The following is an 18,738-nucleotide window of genomic DNA, read 5'->3' on the forward strand; positions in this document are numbered from 1 at the left end:
GCTAAATAAGTGTTAGTAAATACTAGTTTTTGGAGCTAAAAATTTGGCTTCATACTTTTATTAAGTTTTTGTGATTTCAATGTTAAACGAACCATTATCATAGTCCAGCCATTGCCCATTTCTAAACCTAATTGACCACTCAGGATACTTCTTATCTGTCATAAATGTCAGTAACCAAAGGTCTTTGCTCAAGGATATTTCTAACTCGGGTATTCGGCCAAAGAGTTTAATCGTTTCTATCTTTCTCCCGACTAATAATGCTGGAAGCTGGTCAATTTCAGTCTGATCACTCCAACTCCCCAGTACTATTGATCGCTTGTCTTCTAGTCTCCATGACCATTCGATCATTATTGTTTGTTCACCGGAAGGATTATTCCCTCGTTTCGGTGGTGTGAGTTCTCCAAATTCTAAAAAGATCGCACTTCCATGTCCTATCCAGGCATGAGATATTTTTGCTTCCTTAAGTTCTGCTAACCTTGCCTTTGCTTGCTGTTCAGATATCGGGATGATTTTCTTCATTTAATTACTTCTATGGTCGATTCGAGAGGATCATGCTTACCCTACAACCAATTCATTTGAAGCTTGTTACAGAAAGGGAGATAGGGTAGTGAAGCGCCCCATTTATAAGTCTTGTATGCGCTTGGTTTAAACCTTTTTGTATGAATTGCATATTTCGTATACTAATTCAGGCTCAACAGGTGTGTTGGGGTGCCTTAACTTTTTCCAGTCACTTATGCCAAACACTGAATTATCGTAGTAGCGTGTAGTAACTACCGTTCCAGTATCTTTTTCACAGTTAATCCATAGCTCGTTTATTTGGCCATAAAACCCATTTTGGTCGGGATCATCAAAAGTTACTTTCAACCAGGTGGAAATTTGAGGCCAGTTAATGTTGCTGTGCTGAAAACTTATACTTGCTGTACTGTCTTGGACTAGGCTTTCTATACCTTCCCATTTAATTTCATCTTCTTTTGTCTCAAACAAGTTCAGAATCAATTCCAATATACTGTTTGATTCTAGTGAGTCGGTATAATAGTAATCATGAAATGATACCGTGTAGAATTTACTGCCCAGATGTATTCCTTTGCTATATAGCCTCATTTCATTCTTTAGGTCTATACCATCAAGCTCGTAATAAGCATTGTCGTTTTTTTCATAACTCTGCTCTTTTTGAAAATCAAAAAGATACCCCGGCCTTGAATATTTTCCAGACTTAAGATGCTTAATCTCCTCGTTGCCCCAGGCTATGCTGGGTGCAGATGCTGAGGCGGTATAAACCGTGATATAGAGCGCATATTGACCTTCTGGAGATGTGGCGATGATCATACCCTCACTATCTTCATAGCTCCACTTGCCCGGCAGTGAGACGCTCCAGTATTCATGATCAAGGTGTGTTCTTGCTTCTAAACCACTTAATTTTTCTACCGGTATATTTGTAGCGCAGGCAGATACAAATATTAACGCTAATAACCCGAAGTACTTATACACTTTTACACCCTACCGAAGGTAAATCAGAATACTCAAAAGAAATTGCATCATATCATTTGGTCCACTGATTCCAAAAATCGGAAGCTTTTCTATCCAGAAAAAACTATCTATCGATAGGATCGTCCGGGTTGGAAAAATTACTTATGAGTAGAAAGGGACTTATGTACCGGATATTGAGGCCTGAAGCACTTAATAGAAAGGGCATCGCCATCAAAAATATAGGCACAAAAATGATCTTATTAGATTTTATTCAGTTTGTTTTAGTGTCAAAGCTGCGTAAAATCGATTGATATTTATTGGTATTTTGGCCGGAATTGAGTGGCCTTTTGTGGGCCGATGAGCAAAAACCACAGGGATTCGAGAGAATCAAGATATCTTAGAGTTTTCTAAAGAACCATTTTCTCACAGGAGAACGGTAGCGTGACGTAAGAGACAGTAAAAGGCGCTGACCCAAGGTGCAGCAACACCAGGGGCCAGCTAACCAAATTGATACACAGACTATCAAAGTGGCTACATGCATAGTACGCTAGAAACCCGCTCGTCTTCAATAAAGTGGAGTACATTCAGCGGCTTGGTGCGACTCCCCAAGCTCTGGAAGCGTTGTGCCTGCCTTTTCTTCTTCTATGCCTACCGTTCCCGCGCACCACCCCGTATTTCCTCACAATGTTACTTTCTCAGCCTTCCATCGTGGGAAGGTCTACCCATGGTTTGACTATCACTAGGAAATAATTATGTTGATCTTAAAACGCCGGACGGGTGAAAACTTAAGAATTGGAGCCAATGTTTCAGTCACTGTATTGGAAGTTAAGGGTAATCAGGTGAAGATAGGAATACGTGCTCCTAAATCTCTACCTGTTCATCGCGAGGAAATATATAACCGCCTCCAAAAAGAATTGGCGCTGCGGAATTCTTGATAACTTAGTCGCGACTATAGAATGCCAGCATCATAGGCCGCGGCCAAGCGGAGGGCCTATGCATGCGTTTACTCTGGGTCTAATACTTGAAACTAACCTAGGTATGTTCTAGGTCAAATATAGACAGCTCTATTGTTTAGATAAACTCTTCCGGCACTCTCGTCAAGATTTGGTGCAGTATCTTTAAGCAGATCTCGATATAAAGAATTCACTTCCAATGTGAGCGCTAGAACGCCAGCTTGCCTTTCATCGCTGTCAAGAATACGCCTGCTTCCATCAGGAGTAATAAGCTGATTTCCTAAATAACAATTGTTTGCACATATGCTTTGCATATAATCATTAACCCGCCCTAATAACCCTAGATCATAAAAACTTGGGCTATTTAACTGATCATCCATATGATAAACCAATCCAGCTATGTCATAGCTACTCAAACTTACCAAAATTTCTTTGTGATTGGATGCATCAGCTTTAATATTCTTCAGTAGCCTGCATACTTTTTTAACATTGCCTGAATAACGTATGTCCCTTTGATCTATCAGGTGCATGTGCTTAAATGGCCAGTTTCCAAAGGTTATATCTCTCTCCTTGTCGTATAGCTGTACTTCTCTGTCCTCGATTTGATTACTATTCTGATATTTAAGCGTATCATGCCAATGAGCCGGTACGATATCCACTTTGCGTTGTAGTGAGCCACCCTCCATGGCTATGGATTTTGCCCCATTAATATTCACTTTGGCAGCTGGATATCTGCCTTTTAATATTGCCTCTGAATTTAACCTTAATTTTCTCATTCGGACACTCATTGAAATGCCCTCTTTGCAAGGAATATATGATTTATGTGAGGCCATGGGTATTTCGTATGTTATATAATTATGGAAAATCAATACATCAACATCACTGGCGCCTTTAATATGAATATCCAAAGGGACGGAACCTTGAAATTTATGTGTTGAATATATACCATGATTTTCCAAATCTTGGTTCAAAGCCCGTGCTACCCTGTTTCCTTCTTCAAAACAAATTTCTGTATACCTACTATTTACTGGCTGCATGGCGCCTATAATATATTTAACAATACCGCTTTCATTTATTTCCTGATAATCTTCTTTTATTGATTTTGAAAATTCGCTATCGAATGTCATTCCTTCTTTTATATGCTGAGGTAAGGCCCGCCTAGCATTTAGTTCATTCAGCTTTGATTCATAGTTCATTAAGTATCTCCCTTTAATTTATTTAACTTCATATTTCCTATTGTTCTACGTCCGTGTGAATTGAAATATGTTCCTTTTGCGTATCCATCTTTGATGCAAAACCTCAATTCACAAAAACCTTTGTGTGAATTGAGTTCATGAACTTGATTAAGATCAGGCTGGTTGCAATAGCTGTATGAAAGCTGCCAAGAATTATCGGGAAGTTTTAAGGCCGTTGCAGTATAACTATAACTTTCACTCTGGTCCGTTGCTAACTTAATTGAGATATTATCCCATGTTTGAACAATTGTAATTTTTGCATTCCATACATATAGAGTATCTCCCGTATCATTTATTGTTTGTCCATCAACAATCCATTCGCCAGAAAAATCTGGTATTGATAAGAATTTTCCAACTATTCTGACTTTCCATATGAAGTTATCGAAAATCCAATATAAAGCTAAATATATTATTCCAGCTGTAATTATAAATGTACCAGTAAACTTCGCACCTGTTAGTGAAGTGATAGAAATGAAAAAATTAGTTATAATTGGGCTTAAAATAAAAGATGCAATGCCTAGAAATCGGCCAACAATTTGCCTCTTGTGATCAAAAATAGCATATGGGTGTACAGATTTCTGCATCTCAAACCACCTCTAAATTTAATGTTTTCCAAGCGAAACATTGCAATTTATATTTTTTCTTTCAAGGAAAATTTAATGAATAGTTCCTCAAATATAGAATGCTTGTATTAGGTGATGCCGTAGGCTTCACCTGAAATTGCACATCAGGTATTAATAGTACGAAACGTCGGCATTACTATCCGTTGATACCCGTTTTATTGATATCCTGCCAACTGATTTTCGATCAGTGTAATACTTGCCTGAAAGTGTTAGTGCATTACTATCCTCGATAACATCGAAAATAGTTGATCCTATGTACTCTCCCCAAGATGGATTCTTAGGCGTCGAACGATAAACGTAATATAATTTCTTTTTATTAAGCTCAATTGTTGGTGTCGTTTCAAGAGTGATCGATTTTACTGTCTCACCATGCATATCTATTTCAGTAATAAGTAGTGCTTGTCTTATAATTGCCCTTACTTCAAATGTTTTTCCGTCTTCAGTGATAACTTGCCCAACCCAAACCCCATTTAAATCAGGGTATAGATCTTTTTTAAAAAACTTCACTAAGCGCCAAATTTGACGAGATATAAATGGCGATAACAATATAAACATTACAACAGTTGATGCAGCTACTGAAATCGTCGTAAGTTTAAAAATGCTAACATCAATGCCAGTAAGTTTTTCAATAATTACGTAAGCTGCAACTCCAATTAATATTGAGAGTATGACAACAATTTTTAAAAGTAAATCAAATCTAACTATTCTAAACATGCATTGCTTCACTTAAGTGTATCAAAGTGCGACAATTGATTTTTTCCATTGCTCTTCGAGTTTAATAAAGCAATATATGCTTCTCTTAAGCTAGTTCCTACTCCAGCAGAAAATGTAATTCCTTTTGATGAGCATGAGCAAATACAGAGAAAAATCTCTTCAAAATTACAATCACTTTCAGTTCTTGCGACAACGCCATCGGCGGCACTAAAAATTACATCAAAACCTCTGCTTAATAATAAGTCAGCAATTTTTTTTGTGGACTCTTCAAGTTGCTTGCTAACTGAGTGCAATTTATCCTCATCGTTATTCAAATAACAGGATGTTATTTTTCTTCCTACATCATCACCATCAATAGATATATATTTCAAAGACGTTTCCCACTGAAAAAACAAAGCATTGATTGTATCAAAGTTTACATAGGTTACCATTTATGTATACCCGTCAGTATGGAAATAATGCTTGATGAGAAATGTATTATTGAGTGTGTTGAGACTGGAAAGGGGCAGGTTAGTATATGTTTATATGAATTTATATGCCTATAAATCAATAGGTTAGCGTTTTATTAGTATAAATATTTTAAATTGATTCTGAGTTTTAATTTTGACTACATGCGAAATCGAGAAAGATGGGCCTGTATATGTATGATGGCAGAACAACCGCAATATAATAGATAATATCCCTCCATTAGTGCCCGCTAGACCTGAGTGTTTTATAAATGTTACAAGCCAGTAAGTTTAAAAATGGTACTGTTATACCAGCAATGTCTAGTCTCAACCACTAGAAGAAAACAACGCCGCCACCGCCAATAAAGTAGCCACCCAAATCCCACAAAGAATCTTCCAAAACAAAGACGCATCCCCTTTCTCAGTAGGATCTTCCCTTAGGTAATCGGGGTTAGGGTTGGCCAGGTCGCGCATAAATTCAGTCAGCGTGGAATAGCGCTGTTCCAGGTCGATACTGCATCCCCGTTCCAGGGCGCGGTCGAACCATATGGGGACTACCGGATTGAACTGGCTGGCGGTGCGGTAGCGCAGGCGTTCGAAGTCGGCGTGGGAGCGGCAGTTTTCGATTTCCTCGCCGTAGGGCAGTTCGCCGGTAAACATTTCGTAGGCAATAGTGGCGAGGGCATAGATATCGCCGCGAATGCCGCTGTTATGCCCAAGGATATAGTGGGGGTCGGAGTAGCTGGCGGTGCCCAGCGCTTCGGGGTGCTCCAGGGGGCGGAAAATCTCGGCACTGCCGGCTACGTAAACTGAGCCGAAATCGATAATTTTTACCCGCCCATCGCCGTCGATCATGATATTGGCTGGGCGCAAATCCTGGTGAATGGTTTCCTGATCGTGGAAGGCCTGTAGTCCGGTGGCAATCTCTTTAAGGATACGAAACGCTTCCGCCGGTTTGGGAAAGCGGTTGTTGGTGATCCACTGCTCCAGGGTGCTGCCCTGAACATACTCCATCAGGTAATAGAGCGCGGTGCGCGGGCGGGTCTGGCGGTGCAGGCGCACTACCTGGGGGCTGCGAATACGCAGGCCTATCCATTCCTCCTGAATAAAGCGGTCGATATAGTGGATATCGTCCTCGTAATTAACCGAGGGGGTTTTCATTACCAGGATTTCCCCGGTGGCACTGTCGCGCACCAGATACAGCTGGCTGCGTTGGGAGGAAAACAGCTCCCGCTCTACCTGGTAGCCATCCAATACCATGCCCGGTTCCAACTCCGGCGGGAAGGGCAGGCGGGTAAGCTGGCGGCTGTAGTCGTCCAGGGTGGTTTGTGGCAATGCTTTTACCTTTACCACTAATGCGGAGAGGTTATCGTCACTGCCGTTTTCCTCGGCGAGGCGCACCAGGGTTTCCGCTGTTTCCTGTTCGCTTAGTTGGGTATCTGCCAACAGCTCCCGCAGTAAATCCTGTTTGATAAAGTCGTGCACGCCGTCGCTGGTAATCAGCAGCACATCGTCCTTAGCCAGGCTGAGCTGGCCGTAATCCACTTGCAGGCCAGTATCCATTCCCAGCGCGCGGGATAGCATCTGTTGGCGGTGGGCCAGGGTGATGTTGTGGTCCCGGGTGAGGCATTTAAGGTTGTCACCGCGCAGGTGATAGATACGGCTGTCGCCAATATGGAAATAGTGGGCAGTGCGGGATTTAAAAATCAGGGCAGAGAAGGTGCAGAGGAAGCCCTTTTCCTGTTGGGGAAAGTCGTGGCTCTTGCGGTATAGCTTGCTGTTAATGGAGGCGAGGATTTTCTGTCCGGCGTGGGCCACAGACCAGGTATCCGGCACCTTGTAATAGTCCCGCACAAACTGCTCGGTGGCGGTGTGGCTGGCTTGGGCGCCGGCTTCGGCAGAGCTGACGCCGTCTGCCAGTGCGGCTACCGCGCCCAGGTATTCCTGCAAGTGCGGGTTGTCTGGCCAGTGGTAGATTGCGGCATCTTCATTCTGCGGTTTGATGCCGGCACTGGTGCAGAGGCCGTGGCTCAATCGCGGTGTCTGGGCTTCGGGGTTTGCCTCGGTTTCTGTTTGCACCCCGGAATTGGTTTCGCTCACAGCTTTCTCCACTTTCTTTTCGTCCCCTCAGATCAACGGCAAAAAACAAAGAAGGGCCATTGGCCCTCCTTTGCGTTTGTTGCTGGATAACTGCTTTCCGATCACTCCACGCTGATCAGCTGCACTGTGCCATCCGGTAGCACTTCGGCGATATTGCCTTTGGGCTCTTCCAGGAACAGGCAGGCGAAGAAGATCAACGCCGCTGCGCCGCAGATAATCAGGAAGAACTGGCTGTAGCTGACATAAGACAGGGCGGTAAGGAAAGTAACCGCACCCACGTTGCCGTAGGCTCCGGCCATACCGGCGATCTGCCCGGTCATGCGACGCTTCACCAGGGGCACGATGGCGAATACGGCACCCTCACCGGCCTGCACGAAGAAAGAGCAGCACATGGTGGCAACTACCGCAGCGGGAATCCACCAGCCGCCGTTGATCTGGCTCAGTACAAAGTAACCCACTGCCAGGCCGCCGATCAGGAACATCAGGCTGCGGCGGCGTCCCAGTTTGTCAGAGAAGTATCCACCGGTTGGGCGAGCCACCAGGTTCATAAAGGCGAAGCCAGAGGCGAGCAGGCCGGCCTTCACCGGGCTCAATCCTTCAAAGGTTTCCAGGAAGAACAGGGGCAGCATAGAAACCACGGCCAGCTCTGAGCCGAAGGTGACGAAGTAGGCCAGGTCGAGGATGGCTACCTGCTTGAAGTTGTATTTCTCCAGCTCGGGCACACCTTCGCGCAGGTGGTCTTTGTTTACATTCCAGATCATACGGGTCTGGAAGGCGAACAGTACTACCAGCAGTCCCCACATTGCGTAGGTGGCATTCTGGCTCAGCAGGGCTACGCCGCTGGGAGACAGTTTGTAAGCCAGCGCTGCCAGTGCCAGGTACATGGGCACATTCATCAGCAGGTAGAAGTAGAAATCCCGCTTGCTGGTCACTTCCAGGCCGCCGCTTTTCTTCGGCTTGAAGTAAGTGGAGCCTTTAGGGGTGTTGCGGGCAACGCGGTAGTAGATGATGCCGTACAGGCCGGCGATGATGCCGGTGAGGCCCAGGGCATAGCGCCAGCCGTCTTCACCGCCGAACAGCAGGGCGATGGTGGGTAGGGTCATGGCACCGGCAGCAGAACCGAAATTTCCCCAGCCGCCGTAAATACCTTCTGCCAGGCCTACCTGCTTGGCCGGGAACCATTCACCCACCATGCGGATACCAATGACAAAGCCGGCACCCACAAATCCCAGCAGGAAGCGGAACAGGGCCAGGGATTGGTAACTGTCTGCGGTGGCGAAACCCAAACAGATTAAAGATGAGGTCATCAGCAGCCCGCTGTACACCAGGCGCGGCCCCAATTTATCCACCAGCATACCGATAATGATACGGGCGGGGATGGTGAGTGCCACGTTGAGGATTAACAGGGCTTTTACTTGCTGGCTGGTGAGGTCGAACGCTTCCTTGATAAAGACCATCAGCGGAGCGTGGGAGAACCACACCACGAAAGTCAGGAAAAACGCAAACCAAGTAACGTGCAGCGTCTTTATTTTGGGATCGCCCCAATTAAATAAATTGAGGCCGCTGGATTGACTCATGACTATTTTCTCCGGCTTCTCAGAAATTTTTAGAGGTGGATAGGGTCATGACCGATAGTATTTGAGCAGCGCCAGAGGGAAAGTGCGCAAAAGGGGTAAGTGGAAGGGAAATCGATTTGTATATGGAAGGGAGTAACCCCTTGGGGTTAGTAGCTCGGAGTGGGTAGGGGCGGTTTTTAGTGTGTTTCTACTCCAGTGGGGGTAGTTGGTGGAAATTGATAATGATTAAAAAGGGTTTTTGGGAGTAATTGTCGCTAGCCGATTTTTTGTGCATCTTGCCAATAGTTTGCCTCTGTAGATTTCTCGCCCCCGCTGTAATTCTGTGATCACTTTTCTCGGGCGGGGGCTCAATGCAGTGAATAACCGGGGTGGCAATTAATTTTCGACAGCCAATATTTTGGAGATGACTGCCGTGCAATATACACAGCAACTCGCCGGGCGCGCGCTGATATTTGCCTCGGCCATGTTCGCCGCGAACTTTTCTGTTTGGACGCTTTATGCGGTATTGGGGGTAGAGATTCGCGGGCAACTGGACCTGTCTGCAACTGAATACGGGGTTCTACTGGCTGCGCCGATTTTGAGCGGGGCGCTGCTGCGTTTTCCGGCGGGATTCCTGGTGGAATATTTTTCTGCGAAAAAGCTGATTTTATTGCAGATGCTGTTATTGCTGCCGGTGCTCTTTTTGTTGCCCTTTATCGGTAGCTATGGGGCCCACTTGCTGGCGGGGTTGTGGCTGGGTATTTCCGGGGTGTCTTTTGTTTTGGGGATTCGCTATATCAGCCCGTGGTTCGAAAGAGGGCGGCAGGGTACTGCGATGGGCATTTTTGGTGCAGGAAATGCCGGAGCCGCAATTACCCTGGCATTGGCTCCAGCCATTCAAAATTGGTTTGGTCGCGAGTGGATAGGGCCGGCTTATGGAGCCGGGATTATCCTGATGATGGTTTTATTCGAATTTTTTGCACCAGAGGAAACCCGCTATATGCGCAGCCGGGGAAAACCGGATCTACGCAGCCATTTAAAGCCTCTAACGCAAATCCGGGTTTGGCGTTATGGGCTCTACTATTACTTTGTTTTTGGCAGTTTTCTCGCGCTTTTATTGTGGTTGCCGAATTACTATCTGTCGGTGTACCAAGTCAGCACACCGGTAGCAATGGCACTTACCCTGCTGTTTGTGGCCCTTTCCAGTTCACTGCGCGCTTTGGGGGGCTGGTTTGCCGATCGCTATGGTGCGCGCACCGTCAATTGGAGTGTTTTCTGGACCTGCCTGGTCTGTCTTTTCTTCCTCAGTTATCCGCCCACCAGCATGACAATTCACGGGGTGGAACGGGATGTGCATTTAAATATTGAAGTGGGTATTGAGCTGTTCACTTTACTGCTACTGGTTATCGGTATCGCCCAGGGATTTGGCCGTGCGTCTGTTTACAAAGCGCTGCACGATAATTTCCCCGCGCATATGGGGAGTGTTGGCGGTACCGTAGCCACTATTGGTGCCCTCGGTGGTTTTACCCTGCCTGTTCTTTTTGGTATCGCTCAGGACTTAGTAGGTATCCACAGTGCGGCCTTTATGCTGCTCTACGGTGTGCTCGCTATTTGTATGTTGGTTATGTATTTGGCGATTCAAAGAGAAAATTATATGCAGCGTTTACAGTACGCACAGCAAAATAATTTCCTGCTTGAGGAAACCAGCGAAGCCGAGGCTTTGCCGGATAGGTAGTGCCCACTACCAATAAGGGATTACGCCTGAGTAAAGGCTAGGGAGTAAAGATTAATTAAGCAGGAAAAAATCTATGGTTTCAGTCGAGTCTGAAAAATTGTAATTTGTCACTGTTCACTCCGTTGTTGCAAAGGAAAAGCGTCATGACCGTTTCCAAATTCCCAAAAATTCTCGGTGCCTTACTGTTGGGGGCATGCAGCACTGTCGCATTGCAGGCCGCTGCGCAGGAAAGTGAAAATGCCACTCTGGTGGATGCGTTGAAATCCGGTGAAGTCGGATTGAATCTGCGTTACCGCGTAGAGACTGTTGATCAGGATGGTATTGATGATGAAGCAGTTGCATCCACTTTAAGAACCCGCCTCAACTGGCGCAGTGGCAGCTACCGTGGCTTTACCAGCTTCCTGGAAATGGATGATGTTACTGCGATTGGCAATGACAGCTACAACTCCACCGTTAATGGTGAAGGCGAATACCCGGTAGTGGCTGATCCGGAAGGAACTGAAATTAACCAGGCCTATATTCGCTACAATGGTGACAACTCCATAATTACCGCCGGTCGCCAGCGCATTAACCTGGACGGGCAGCGATTTGTCGGCGGTGTTGGCTGGAGACAAAACGAGCAGACCTACGATGGTGTTCGTTATCAGTATGGCAGTGCCGATAGTTTCCAGCTGGATTATAGCTACGTCTACAACGTTAACCGTATTTTCGGTGAAGACAGCTCCATTTCTGATATCGGCGGCGATATCCAACTGCTACACGCGATTTATCCAGTAGCTGAAAACCATAAAATCAGCGCTTTTGTTTACAATCTGGATCTGGAAGATCTCACCGATAATGCCAGCCGCACTTATGGGGTAGATTACAAAGGTAAATTTGGTCCGGTAAAAGCCAACCTGAGTTATGCGCACCAGTCAGATATTGGTGACAACCAGTATGACTATAGTGCTAATTATTACCTGGCAGAGCTTGGCGCTGATCTGGGTCCAGTTGCGGCAAAACTCGGTTATGAGGTTTTGGGTTCCGATAACGGGGTTGGTTTTAAAACCCCGCTGGCAACCCTGCACAAGTTCCAGGGCTTTACTGACAAATTCCTCATAACACCCGAAGACGGTGTCGAAGATCTGTATGTTGGCGGTTCTATGAAAGTGGCCGGTGGCAAGCTGGGCTTGACCTACCACAACTTTGAGGCTGCCGAGGGTTCCGCTAGTTACGGTGACGAGTGGAATCTGAGCTACGGGCACAAAATCACCGAGGATATTTCTGCACTCGTTAAATACGCAACTTATCGTGCCGATGAGTACAGCACTGATACCGATAAGCTTTGGATCATGGTAACCGCTAATTTCTAAGCGGCTGAAAGAACTCCTTAGCGAGGCCCCCGGCTTCGGCCGGGGTTTTCCCCGCACCTTGAACCTGTTTTTATAATTTATAAATTTTAATCGACTGAAGCTCCACGTTTTGATGTCTCCCCGAGGAGCATCAGTTCGAGCACCAAGGGAGTACCACCTTTGCCCCAAGCATAAATTAACCAGCTTGATACACTGACATCAGTTTAAACACCGAGTCCCGCTACCTAAACCGCGTCGTTTTTTATTGACGTTGCAAGGTGCCGGGACCGTGGCCGTACCGGCCACCAGGGTCTAGCGGGAAACTGCGCGGCCTCCCGACATTGGAAAGGCGTTTAATGTTACAAGACAATTTTGGCCGTAGGTTTTACTACCTGCGCCTGTCCGTGACGGACATCTGCAATTACCGCTGCAACTACTGCCTGCCCGAGGGCATCGGTTGCGGACGTTCCCTGGAAGGGGAAAATCCTCTCTCAGTCGCTGAGGTGGGCACATTAGTGCGCGCTTTCGCTTCACTGGGTACGGAAAAGGTACGCCTTACTGGCGGAGAGCCCTCCCTGCGCAAAGACCTGGTGCCGCTGCTCGAAGCCGTGCGCGCTAGCGATAAGATTCGCCGCTTAGCCATCACCACCAACGGTTACCGCCTGCCCAGTCAGATAGACGACTGGCACCACGCGGGCCTGGATCAGGTGAATGTCAGTATCGACAGCCTCGACCCGGATCAATTCCACCATATCACCGGGCACAATCGCCTGGATAAAGCCTTAGCCGGCCTGGATCGCGCCCTGGCCTTGGGTATCGATACCAAGGTCAACGCAGTGCTGATGCGCCAGTACAACCTGGCCGAGCTGGATAATTTCCTCGCCTGGATTCGCGAGACTCCGGTGACCCTGCGCTTTATTGAATTAATGCGTACCGGCGATAACCGCGAGTTCTTCGCCAGCAACCATGTCTCCGGCGGCGATATAGAAACCCTGTTGCTGCGGGAAGGTTGGGAGCAGGTGATCCGCACCCGCGATGCCGGTCCGGCGCGGGAGTATTTCCACCCGGATTACGCCGGTCGTATCGGCCTGATTACCCCTTACGGCAAGGACTTCTGTGCAAGCTGCAACCGCCTGCGGGTATCGGCTCAGGGCAAGCTGCACCTGTGCCTGTTCGCCGACCAGGGCTTTGATATGCGCGAAATCATCGCCGATGGCGATAGCGAGGCGCTGGCGGCCCATATCCGCGAGTTGATTGTGGATAAGACCGCAGGCCACCAGTTGCACGAAGGTTTTACCGGTGCTACCCGCAACCTGGCGATGCTGGGGGGCTAGGGTTATGGCCAGGGCTTTCGTTGGCAAATCGACAATCGGCGTGGTGTTGGCCGGTGGCCGTTCCAGCCGGATGGGCCGAGACAAGGCCCTGCTGGCACACCCCCAACAGGGCAATTTTTTGCAGCATGCCGAGGCCTTGCTGGGTGGGCTGCCGCTGGCAAAAGTCGTCACCAGCGGCGCCCGCCCCGGAGCGATTGAAGACCTGGTGCCAGAGCGGGGCCCACTGGGCGGCCTTTATTCGGTAGCCCTGGCAACCGGTGCCGATGCGGCCCTGGTGATCCCGGTAGATATGCCCCTGCTTGGGCGGGAGCACCTCGCAGAGTTATTGGCGGAGGGGCAGGCAAGTGGCCGGCCCTGTTATTTTGAAAACTTCTTTTTTCCCCTGTGGCTGCCTTTAAATGGCGACTGCCTGGATTACTTGCGCCGTGCCGTTGAGGGCTGTGCGCGCAATTCGGTCGGCTCGCTGCTGCGTCACCTGGGGGCCAAATCCATACCCATAAAAAGTGCTGGCGATTGGCATCGCAATATCAATACGCCGGCAGATTATCTCGGCTTGAGTACGCCGGATAAAACTCCAGAAAACAGTTTTTTGAGAGACCACTGATTATGTCCGCACACGCTAGCAAAGAATTTGTACCGCTCAATATCGCGGTACTTACCGTATCCGATACCCGCAACGAGCAGACCGATACCTCTGGCCAGTACCTGGTGGAAGCCCTAAAAACTGCCGGCCATCAGCTCGCGGATAAGCGCATTACCCCGGACGATGTTTACCAGATGCGCGCGGTGGTCTCCGCCTGGATTGCCGATCCCAAAGTACAGGTGGTATTGGTGACCGGCGGTACTGGTTTTACCGATCGCGACTCCACGCCGGAGGCCCTGAGCCCGTTGTTCGATAAAACCGTCGACGGCTTTGGCGAGCTGTTCCGCCATATTTCTCTGGGGGATATCGGCAGCTCTACCGTGCAGTCCCGCGCGCTCGCCGGCCTGGCTAATCGCACGCTGATATGTTGTATGCCCGGTTCCACCGGAGCCTGTCGCACAGCTTGGGAAGGCATATTGCTGGAGCAGCTGGATGCCCGGCACAAGCCCTGTAACTTTATTCCTCATGTGCGCTTTGCCAGCGCGCCCTGCGAGAGCCGGGGGTAATTTGTGAGCCACTTAACCCATTTAAACCAGCGTGGCGAAGCCAGCATGGTGGATGTTACCGAGAAGGACATCACTGACCGCAGCGCCCTGGCCGAGAGCAGTATCAGTATGAGTGCAGAGGCTTTTGCACTGCTGAGCCAAGGGGCGCACAAAAAAGGCGATGTGCTCTCTGTAGCTCGTATCGCCGGCATCCAGGCCGCGAAGAAAACCTCGGATTTAATTCCCCTGTGCCATCCACTGGCGTTGACCAAAGTAGCGGTGGATTTCGAATTGCAGCCGGAAAAACACGGTGTGCATATCACCGCTTTCTGCCGCCTGGCCGGGCGCACTGGGGTAGAGATGGAAGCGTTAACCGCAGCTTCGGTAGCGGCGCTGACCATTTACGATATGTGCAAAGCCGTGGACCCGGCGATGGAAATCGGCCCGACCCGCCTGCTGCAAAAAACCGGCGGTAAGCGCGGCCACTGGCGCGGCGATGCCGCGGACAAGGCGTAAAAATTTCAGAGGTGTAAAGCGATGGTAAAGGTTCTGTTTTTCGCGCGTCTGCGCCAGCAATTGGGCATGGGCGAGATTACCCTGAAGGACTTTTCCGGCAGTCTCAGCGAGTTGCGCAAAACCCTATGTGAACAGCACCCGGACTGGAGCCCGCACCTGCAAAGGGATGATATTCGTATGGCCCTGAACCAGGAGCTGGCAGAAACCGGAGCCCAGGTGAAGGCTGGGGATGAAGTTGCATTTTTCCCGCCGGTTACCGGCGGTTAGTGGTGCCAATATGACAGCTGTTGATCGTATCGAAGTCTGTGAAACGCCCCTCGACGTAGCGGCTGAATATACTGCGCTGCAGGGCAACAGTGGTGATGGTGCCTGCGCTCTGTTTGTGGGTTCGGTGCGGGACTTCAATGCCGGTAGTGATGTCTGTGGCCTGGCCCTGGAACACTATCCGGGCATGACCGAAAAAAGCCTGCAACGGATTATCAATGATGCCCGCGACCGCTGGTCCCTTGGGCGTGTGACTATCGTCCACCGTGTTGGCCCCATGCAGATCAACGACGAGATTGTTTTTGTCGGCGTTACCAGCCCCCACCGCCAGGCCGCCTTTGCTGCCTGCCAATACATCATGGATCGCCTCAAAACTGAGGCGCCTTTCTGGAAGCGCGAAGCGGTTGCGGATAAATCCGGTAATCCTTCAGAGCGCTGGGTCGAAGCCCGGGCCAGTGATGCTGCGGAGATGGAAAAGTGGTCCGCCGGCTGAGCCTGCTGCTATCCGCTTTACTGGTGGCCATCGCGCTGCCGGTTAATGCGGATAACTGCACCTTGCGGGTGGCGGTAGCGGCCAGCTTCCGCCCGGCACTGGAAGAGGTACTGCCGGAATTTGAGCGTCGCCATGCCTGTGTGGTGCAAATCAGTAGCGGCAGCTCCGGGGTGCTCTACCAACAAATAGCGCACCGCGCGCCCTTCGATTTATTCCTGTCTGCGGATCGTGAGCGACCTGAACTGTTGGAAAAGCAGGGCGGGGCACTGGCCAACAGTCGTAAGACTTACGCCCTGGGTTTACTGGCCCTCTGGCACCCAAAATCGGAATCGAATATCGAGCAGTTACTGCAAACCTGGCCCGATAAAATTGTATTAGCCGATCCGAAAGTAGCGCCGTTCGGCAGTGCCGCACGGCAAGCGCTGCAAAGCCTGGATTTGTGGAAGAAAAAACAAACTCAATTAGCCCGGGCCCACAATGCAGGCCAAGCCTATTTAATGCTGGATTCCGGCAATGCGCAGCTGGGCTTTGTCGCCGCCAGCCAGATGCAAGCGGCCGGCCGCGATAACTATTGGCTGCTGCCGCAGCATTTGTACAAACCCATTGAACAGCAGCTGCTGATTCCCACCCAGAGTCGCCGACCTAAAGAGGCACAATCCCTCGCTAACTATTTGCGTTCAGGGGAAGTGCAGGCGCAGTTATACCACTTGGGTTACGGTGTTTTGCCAACTCAAGATCGAAGTAGAGATGGAGGGAGTGGCTTATGAATATCGCCACTGCCGACTGGCAGGCCTTGTGGCTAACTTTAAAATTGGCCGGATTAACCACCTTACTCCTGTTTATTATCGGCGTGCCCTTGGCCTGGAAATTGAGCCAATGGCAGAGCCGCTGGCGCCATGGCATAGAAGTATTAATTACCCTGCCGTTGGTACTGCCACCCACGGTTTTGGGTTTTTATTTACTGCTTTTATTTTCCCTCAACTATGCCCCCGGGCAGTGGCTGTCACAACTTTTTGATGGCCCTTTGGTGTTTTCCTTCACTGGCCTGGTGTTTGCGTCAGTGATTTATTCCCTGCCGTTTATGGTGCAGCCGCTGTTGGCCGCGTTTAATGCCAATGGCCAGCGCCTGACCCAGGCTGCCGCAGCACTGGGTATACCGCCCTGGGCGGCATTATTAAAAGTTCTTTTGCCGGCGAGTCGCGCCGCTATTGTGAGTGCCTGCGCTTTAACGTTTGCCCATACCCTGGGTGAGTTCGGGGTAGTGCTGATGATTGGTGGCGCTATTCCCGGTGAGACCCAGGTGGTTTCTATCGCTCTTTATCAGCATGTGGAGGCGATGGAATACGGTGCGGCGCACCGGCTGGCTTTGATGTTGATGGGAATTACTACGGTACTCTTACTCGCTGCCCGTTGGCTGGGATATAGTTTGGCCCCGCGCGGATCAAACAACGAGCAGGCTAAACCGGTAATGGGGGTGCTGGGCTAATGGAAATCACCTTACCCCTTTTCGGTACTGCGTCTACCACTTCTGATTCCACCGGATTGAGTGTTTCAGGGCTGGTGACTCCGCTTAACGCTGCGACTCCCTGGCAATTAGAGCTGCCAGCCTCTGGGATTTTTGGCCTTACCGGCCCCTCCGGCAGCGGCAAGAGCACATTACTGGCTGCTTTGGCTGGCCAACGCCATTGCCGTGGCAATATCACTTTTGCCAATACGGTTTGGCTGCGCGGACGCCGCGCCCTGGCTACCCACAAAAGAACGCTTTCTTTGGGCTTTCAGGACAGCCGCCTGTTTGCCGGCCAGTCGGTGGCAGATAACCTGGCACTGGCCCGCCGTTACAGCCGCAGGCCATTGCCCGAGGAAGAGTGTGGTCGGCTGCTAAAGGCTTTTGGTATTGAACCGCTACTCCATCAGCCGGTAGAGCTATTGTCTGGTGGAGAGGCCCAGCGTGTGGCTGTATTACGTCAGCTTTTTAACAATGCGCCGCTGCAATTATTTGATGAGCCGTTTTCAGCGGTTGACCGCGCCCAGGTACTGCGGCGCCTATTGCCGACCCTGCGGGATTTCTGGGCCCGATATCCGGCACTGGTAATCTGGACCAGTCACGACTTTGATGAAATCCAGCTGCTGGCCCAGCGCTGTTTGTGGATGGATTCTGCCAATTTGTCCGCACCACTTTCTTTACCTGAAATTGCCCAGCGCCTGGATAGCCACGGCGTAGGGGATAGTTGTCGCAGCCGGATTGAAGCGCGGGTGGAATCCCTAAGCGATGGTCTGCTCACTTTGGATTTAGGGGGGATTTCCATCTTTGCTGATAGGGTGGCGGGCCATTATCGCAGAGGCGATACCGCAGCTTTTCTGCTGGAAGCTGGAGATATCAGCCTCAGTGTAGAGAAGCCGGGCCTGTCCAGTATCCTCAATTGCCTGCCGGTAACTTTAGTTGCCAAGCAGAACCTTACCGACGGCCGCATTCGTTTACAGTTAGCCGCTGCTGATCAAATGTTCTACGCAGATATTTCCCGTCTCTCCTGCGAGCGCCTAGAGCTGCGTGAAGGCACTACCTACTTTGCCCAGTTTAAGGCCGGTAGTCTTGCCGGTTTGTAAATTTCCTATTTTTCATTGAACTTGCCCCGCTAGCCTAGTATTGAAGATGACTGCGAGATGTAGGGAATTTAAATATGGCTGGGGGGATAACCTTTCCCAAGACTACTTAAGGTATGGGTGCCGATTAAGATTCTATAGGGATGTATTTATTGTGGGTCTTGGGAGAAGGTATTCCTTTCCCAACGGTGCATAGCAAAAATAAAAAAGGGGAGGTTAAACCTCCCCGCAAATGCGGTTTC

At 49.4% G+C, this 18,738-nt stretch carries 20 protein-coding genes and 1 riboswitch; of the genes, 12 read left to right on the plus strand and 8 right to left on the minus strand.

The annotated features are described in order from the left end of the window. Nucleotides 1–60 precede the first annotated feature (60 nt). Nucleotides 61–519, minus strand: a complete 459-nt coding sequence (locus BTJ40_RS00845; protein ID WP_108731343.1) for a hypothetical protein — start codon at nt 517–519, stop codon at nt 61–63. A 126-nt stretch (nt 520–645) separates the two neighbouring features. Continuing rightward, nucleotides 646–1,488, minus strand: a complete 843-nt coding sequence (locus BTJ40_RS00850) for a hypothetical protein (protein WP_108731344.1) — start codon at nt 1,486–1,488, stop codon at nt 646–648. 731 nt (nt 1,489–2,219) lie between these two features. Between BTJ40_RS00850 and csrA the strand changes: the two genes are divergently transcribed. After that, nucleotides 2,220–2,402: a carbon storage regulator CsrA gene (gene csrA, locus BTJ40_RS00855; protein WP_108731345.1), complete on the plus strand. Its 183-nt coding sequence runs from the start codon at nt 2,220–2,222 to the stop codon at nt 2,400–2,402. A gap of 113 nt (nt 2,403–2,515) precedes the next feature. On the opposite strand, the gene BTJ40_RS00860 is transcribed toward csrA, so the two are convergent. The 6 genes from BTJ40_RS00860 to BTJ40_RS00885 form a co-directional block, all read right to left on the minus strand. After that, nucleotides 2,516–3,616 carry a hypothetical protein gene (locus BTJ40_RS00860; RefSeq protein WP_108731346.1) on the minus strand — a complete coding sequence of 367 codons (1,101 nt, stop codon included), beginning with the start codon at nt 3,614–3,616 and terminating at the stop codon, nt 2,516–2,518. Beyond that, nucleotides 3,616–4,239 carry a pancortin-3 gene (locus tag BTJ40_RS00865; protein ID WP_108731347.1) on the minus strand — a complete coding sequence of 208 codons (624 nt, stop codon included), beginning with the start codon at nt 4,237–4,239 and terminating at the stop codon, nt 3,616–3,618. Before BTJ40_RS00865 ends, BTJ40_RS00860 begins: the two co-directional genes overlap by 1 nt. A 150-nt stretch (nt 4,240–4,389) precedes the next feature. Then, a complete protein-coding gene (locus BTJ40_RS00870) occupies nt 4,390–4,992 on the minus strand; it encodes a hypothetical protein (RefSeq protein WP_108735116.1) in 603 nt (200 codons plus the stop codon). Nucleotides 4,993–5,000: 8 nt separating this feature from the next. Beyond that, entirely contained in the window at nt 5,001–5,423 is a 423-nt protein-coding gene (locus BTJ40_RS00875) for a mCpol domain-containing protein (RefSeq protein WP_108731348.1), read from the minus strand. A 342-nt stretch (nt 5,424–5,765) separates the two neighbouring features. Beyond that, nucleotides 5,766–7,538: a bifunctional protein-serine/threonine kinase/phosphatase gene (locus tag BTJ40_RS00880; RefSeq protein WP_108731349.1), complete on the minus strand. Its 1,773-nt coding sequence runs from the start codon at nt 7,536–7,538 to the stop codon at nt 5,766–5,768. A gap of 101 nt (nt 7,539–7,639) precedes the next feature. After that, entirely contained in the window at nt 7,640–9,115 is a 1,476-nt protein-coding gene (locus BTJ40_RS00885; protein WP_108731350.1) for a NarK family nitrate/nitrite MFS transporter, read from the minus strand. 403 nt (nt 9,116–9,518) lie between these two features. On the opposite strand from BTJ40_RS00885, the gene BTJ40_RS00890 reads away from it, so the two are divergent. From BTJ40_RS00890 to BTJ40_RS00940, 11 genes are all read left to right on the plus strand, one after another. Beyond that, nucleotides 9,519–10,829 carry a nitrate/nitrite transporter gene (locus tag BTJ40_RS00890; protein WP_238152100.1) on the plus strand — a complete coding sequence of 437 codons (1,311 nt, stop codon included), beginning with the start codon at nt 9,519–9,521 and terminating at the stop codon, nt 10,827–10,829. A 143-nt stretch (nt 10,830–10,972) separates the two neighbouring features. Next, nucleotides 10,973–12,181, plus strand: coding sequence for an alginate export family protein (locus BTJ40_RS00895; protein WP_108731352.1), 1,209 nt, complete (start codon nt 10,973–10,975; stop codon nt 12,179–12,181). 196 nt (nt 12,182–12,377) lie between these two features. Then, nucleotides 12,378–12,528: riboswitch (molybdenum cofactor riboswitch) on the plus strand. Beyond that, the gene (gene moaA / locus BTJ40_RS00900) at nt 12,517–13,494 is read left to right on the plus strand and encodes a GTP 3',8-cyclase MoaA (protein ID WP_108731353.1); all 978 of its coding nucleotides are present in this window, start codon (nt 12,517–12,519) and stop codon (nt 13,492–13,494) included. (Overlaps the previous riboswitch by 12 nt.) A gap of 4 nt (nt 13,495–13,498) precedes the next feature. Further along, on the plus strand, nt 13,499–14,098 hold the full coding sequence (locus tag BTJ40_RS00905) for a molybdenum cofactor guanylyltransferase (protein ID WP_108731354.1): 600 nt from the start codon (nt 13,499–13,501) through the stop codon (nt 14,096–14,098). Between the two features lie 2 nt (nt 14,099–14,100). Beyond that, nucleotides 14,101–14,643, plus strand: a complete 543-nt coding sequence (gene moaB, locus BTJ40_RS00910) for a molybdenum cofactor biosynthesis protein B (protein WP_108731355.1) — start codon at nt 14,101–14,103, stop codon at nt 14,641–14,643. A 3-nt stretch (nt 14,644–14,646) separates the two neighbouring features. Beyond that, nucleotides 14,647–15,138: a cyclic pyranopterin monophosphate synthase MoaC gene (gene moaC / locus BTJ40_RS00915; protein WP_108731356.1), complete on the plus strand. Its 492-nt coding sequence runs from the start codon at nt 14,647–14,649 to the stop codon at nt 15,136–15,138. A 21-nt stretch (nt 15,139–15,159) separates the two neighbouring features. Next, the gene (moaD, locus tag BTJ40_RS00920) at nt 15,160–15,405 is read left to right on the plus strand and encodes a molybdopterin converting factor subunit 1 (RefSeq protein WP_108731357.1); all 246 of its coding nucleotides are present in this window, start codon (nt 15,160–15,162) and stop codon (nt 15,403–15,405) included. Nucleotides 15,406–15,415: 10 nt separating this feature from the next. After that, nucleotides 15,416–15,895, plus strand: coding sequence for a molybdopterin synthase catalytic subunit MoaE (gene moaE / locus BTJ40_RS00925; protein ID WP_108731358.1), 480 nt, complete (start codon nt 15,416–15,418; stop codon nt 15,893–15,895). Continuing rightward, entirely contained in the window at nt 15,880–16,662 is a 783-nt protein-coding gene (modA, locus tag BTJ40_RS00930) for a molybdate ABC transporter substrate-binding protein (protein WP_108731359.1), read from the plus strand. The genes moaE and modA overlap by 16 nt, the downstream gene beginning before the upstream one ends. Beyond that, nucleotides 16,659–17,381 carry a molybdate ABC transporter permease subunit gene (gene modB / locus BTJ40_RS00935; protein WP_108731360.1) on the plus strand — a complete coding sequence of 241 codons (723 nt, stop codon included), beginning with the start codon at nt 16,659–16,661 and terminating at the stop codon, nt 17,379–17,381. Before modA ends, modB begins: the two co-directional genes overlap by 4 nt. Beyond that, nucleotides 17,381–18,499, plus strand: coding sequence for an ATP-binding cassette domain-containing protein (locus BTJ40_RS00940; RefSeq protein WP_108731361.1), 1,119 nt, complete (start codon nt 17,381–17,383; stop codon nt 18,497–18,499). The genes modB and BTJ40_RS00940 overlap by 1 nt, the downstream gene beginning before the upstream one ends. Nucleotides 18,500–18,738 lie beyond the last annotated feature (239 nt).

It is taken from the genome of Microbulbifer sp. A4B17, assembly GCF_003076275.1.
Lineage (GTDB): Bacteria > Pseudomonadota > Gammaproteobacteria > Pseudomonadales > Cellvibrionaceae > Microbulbifer.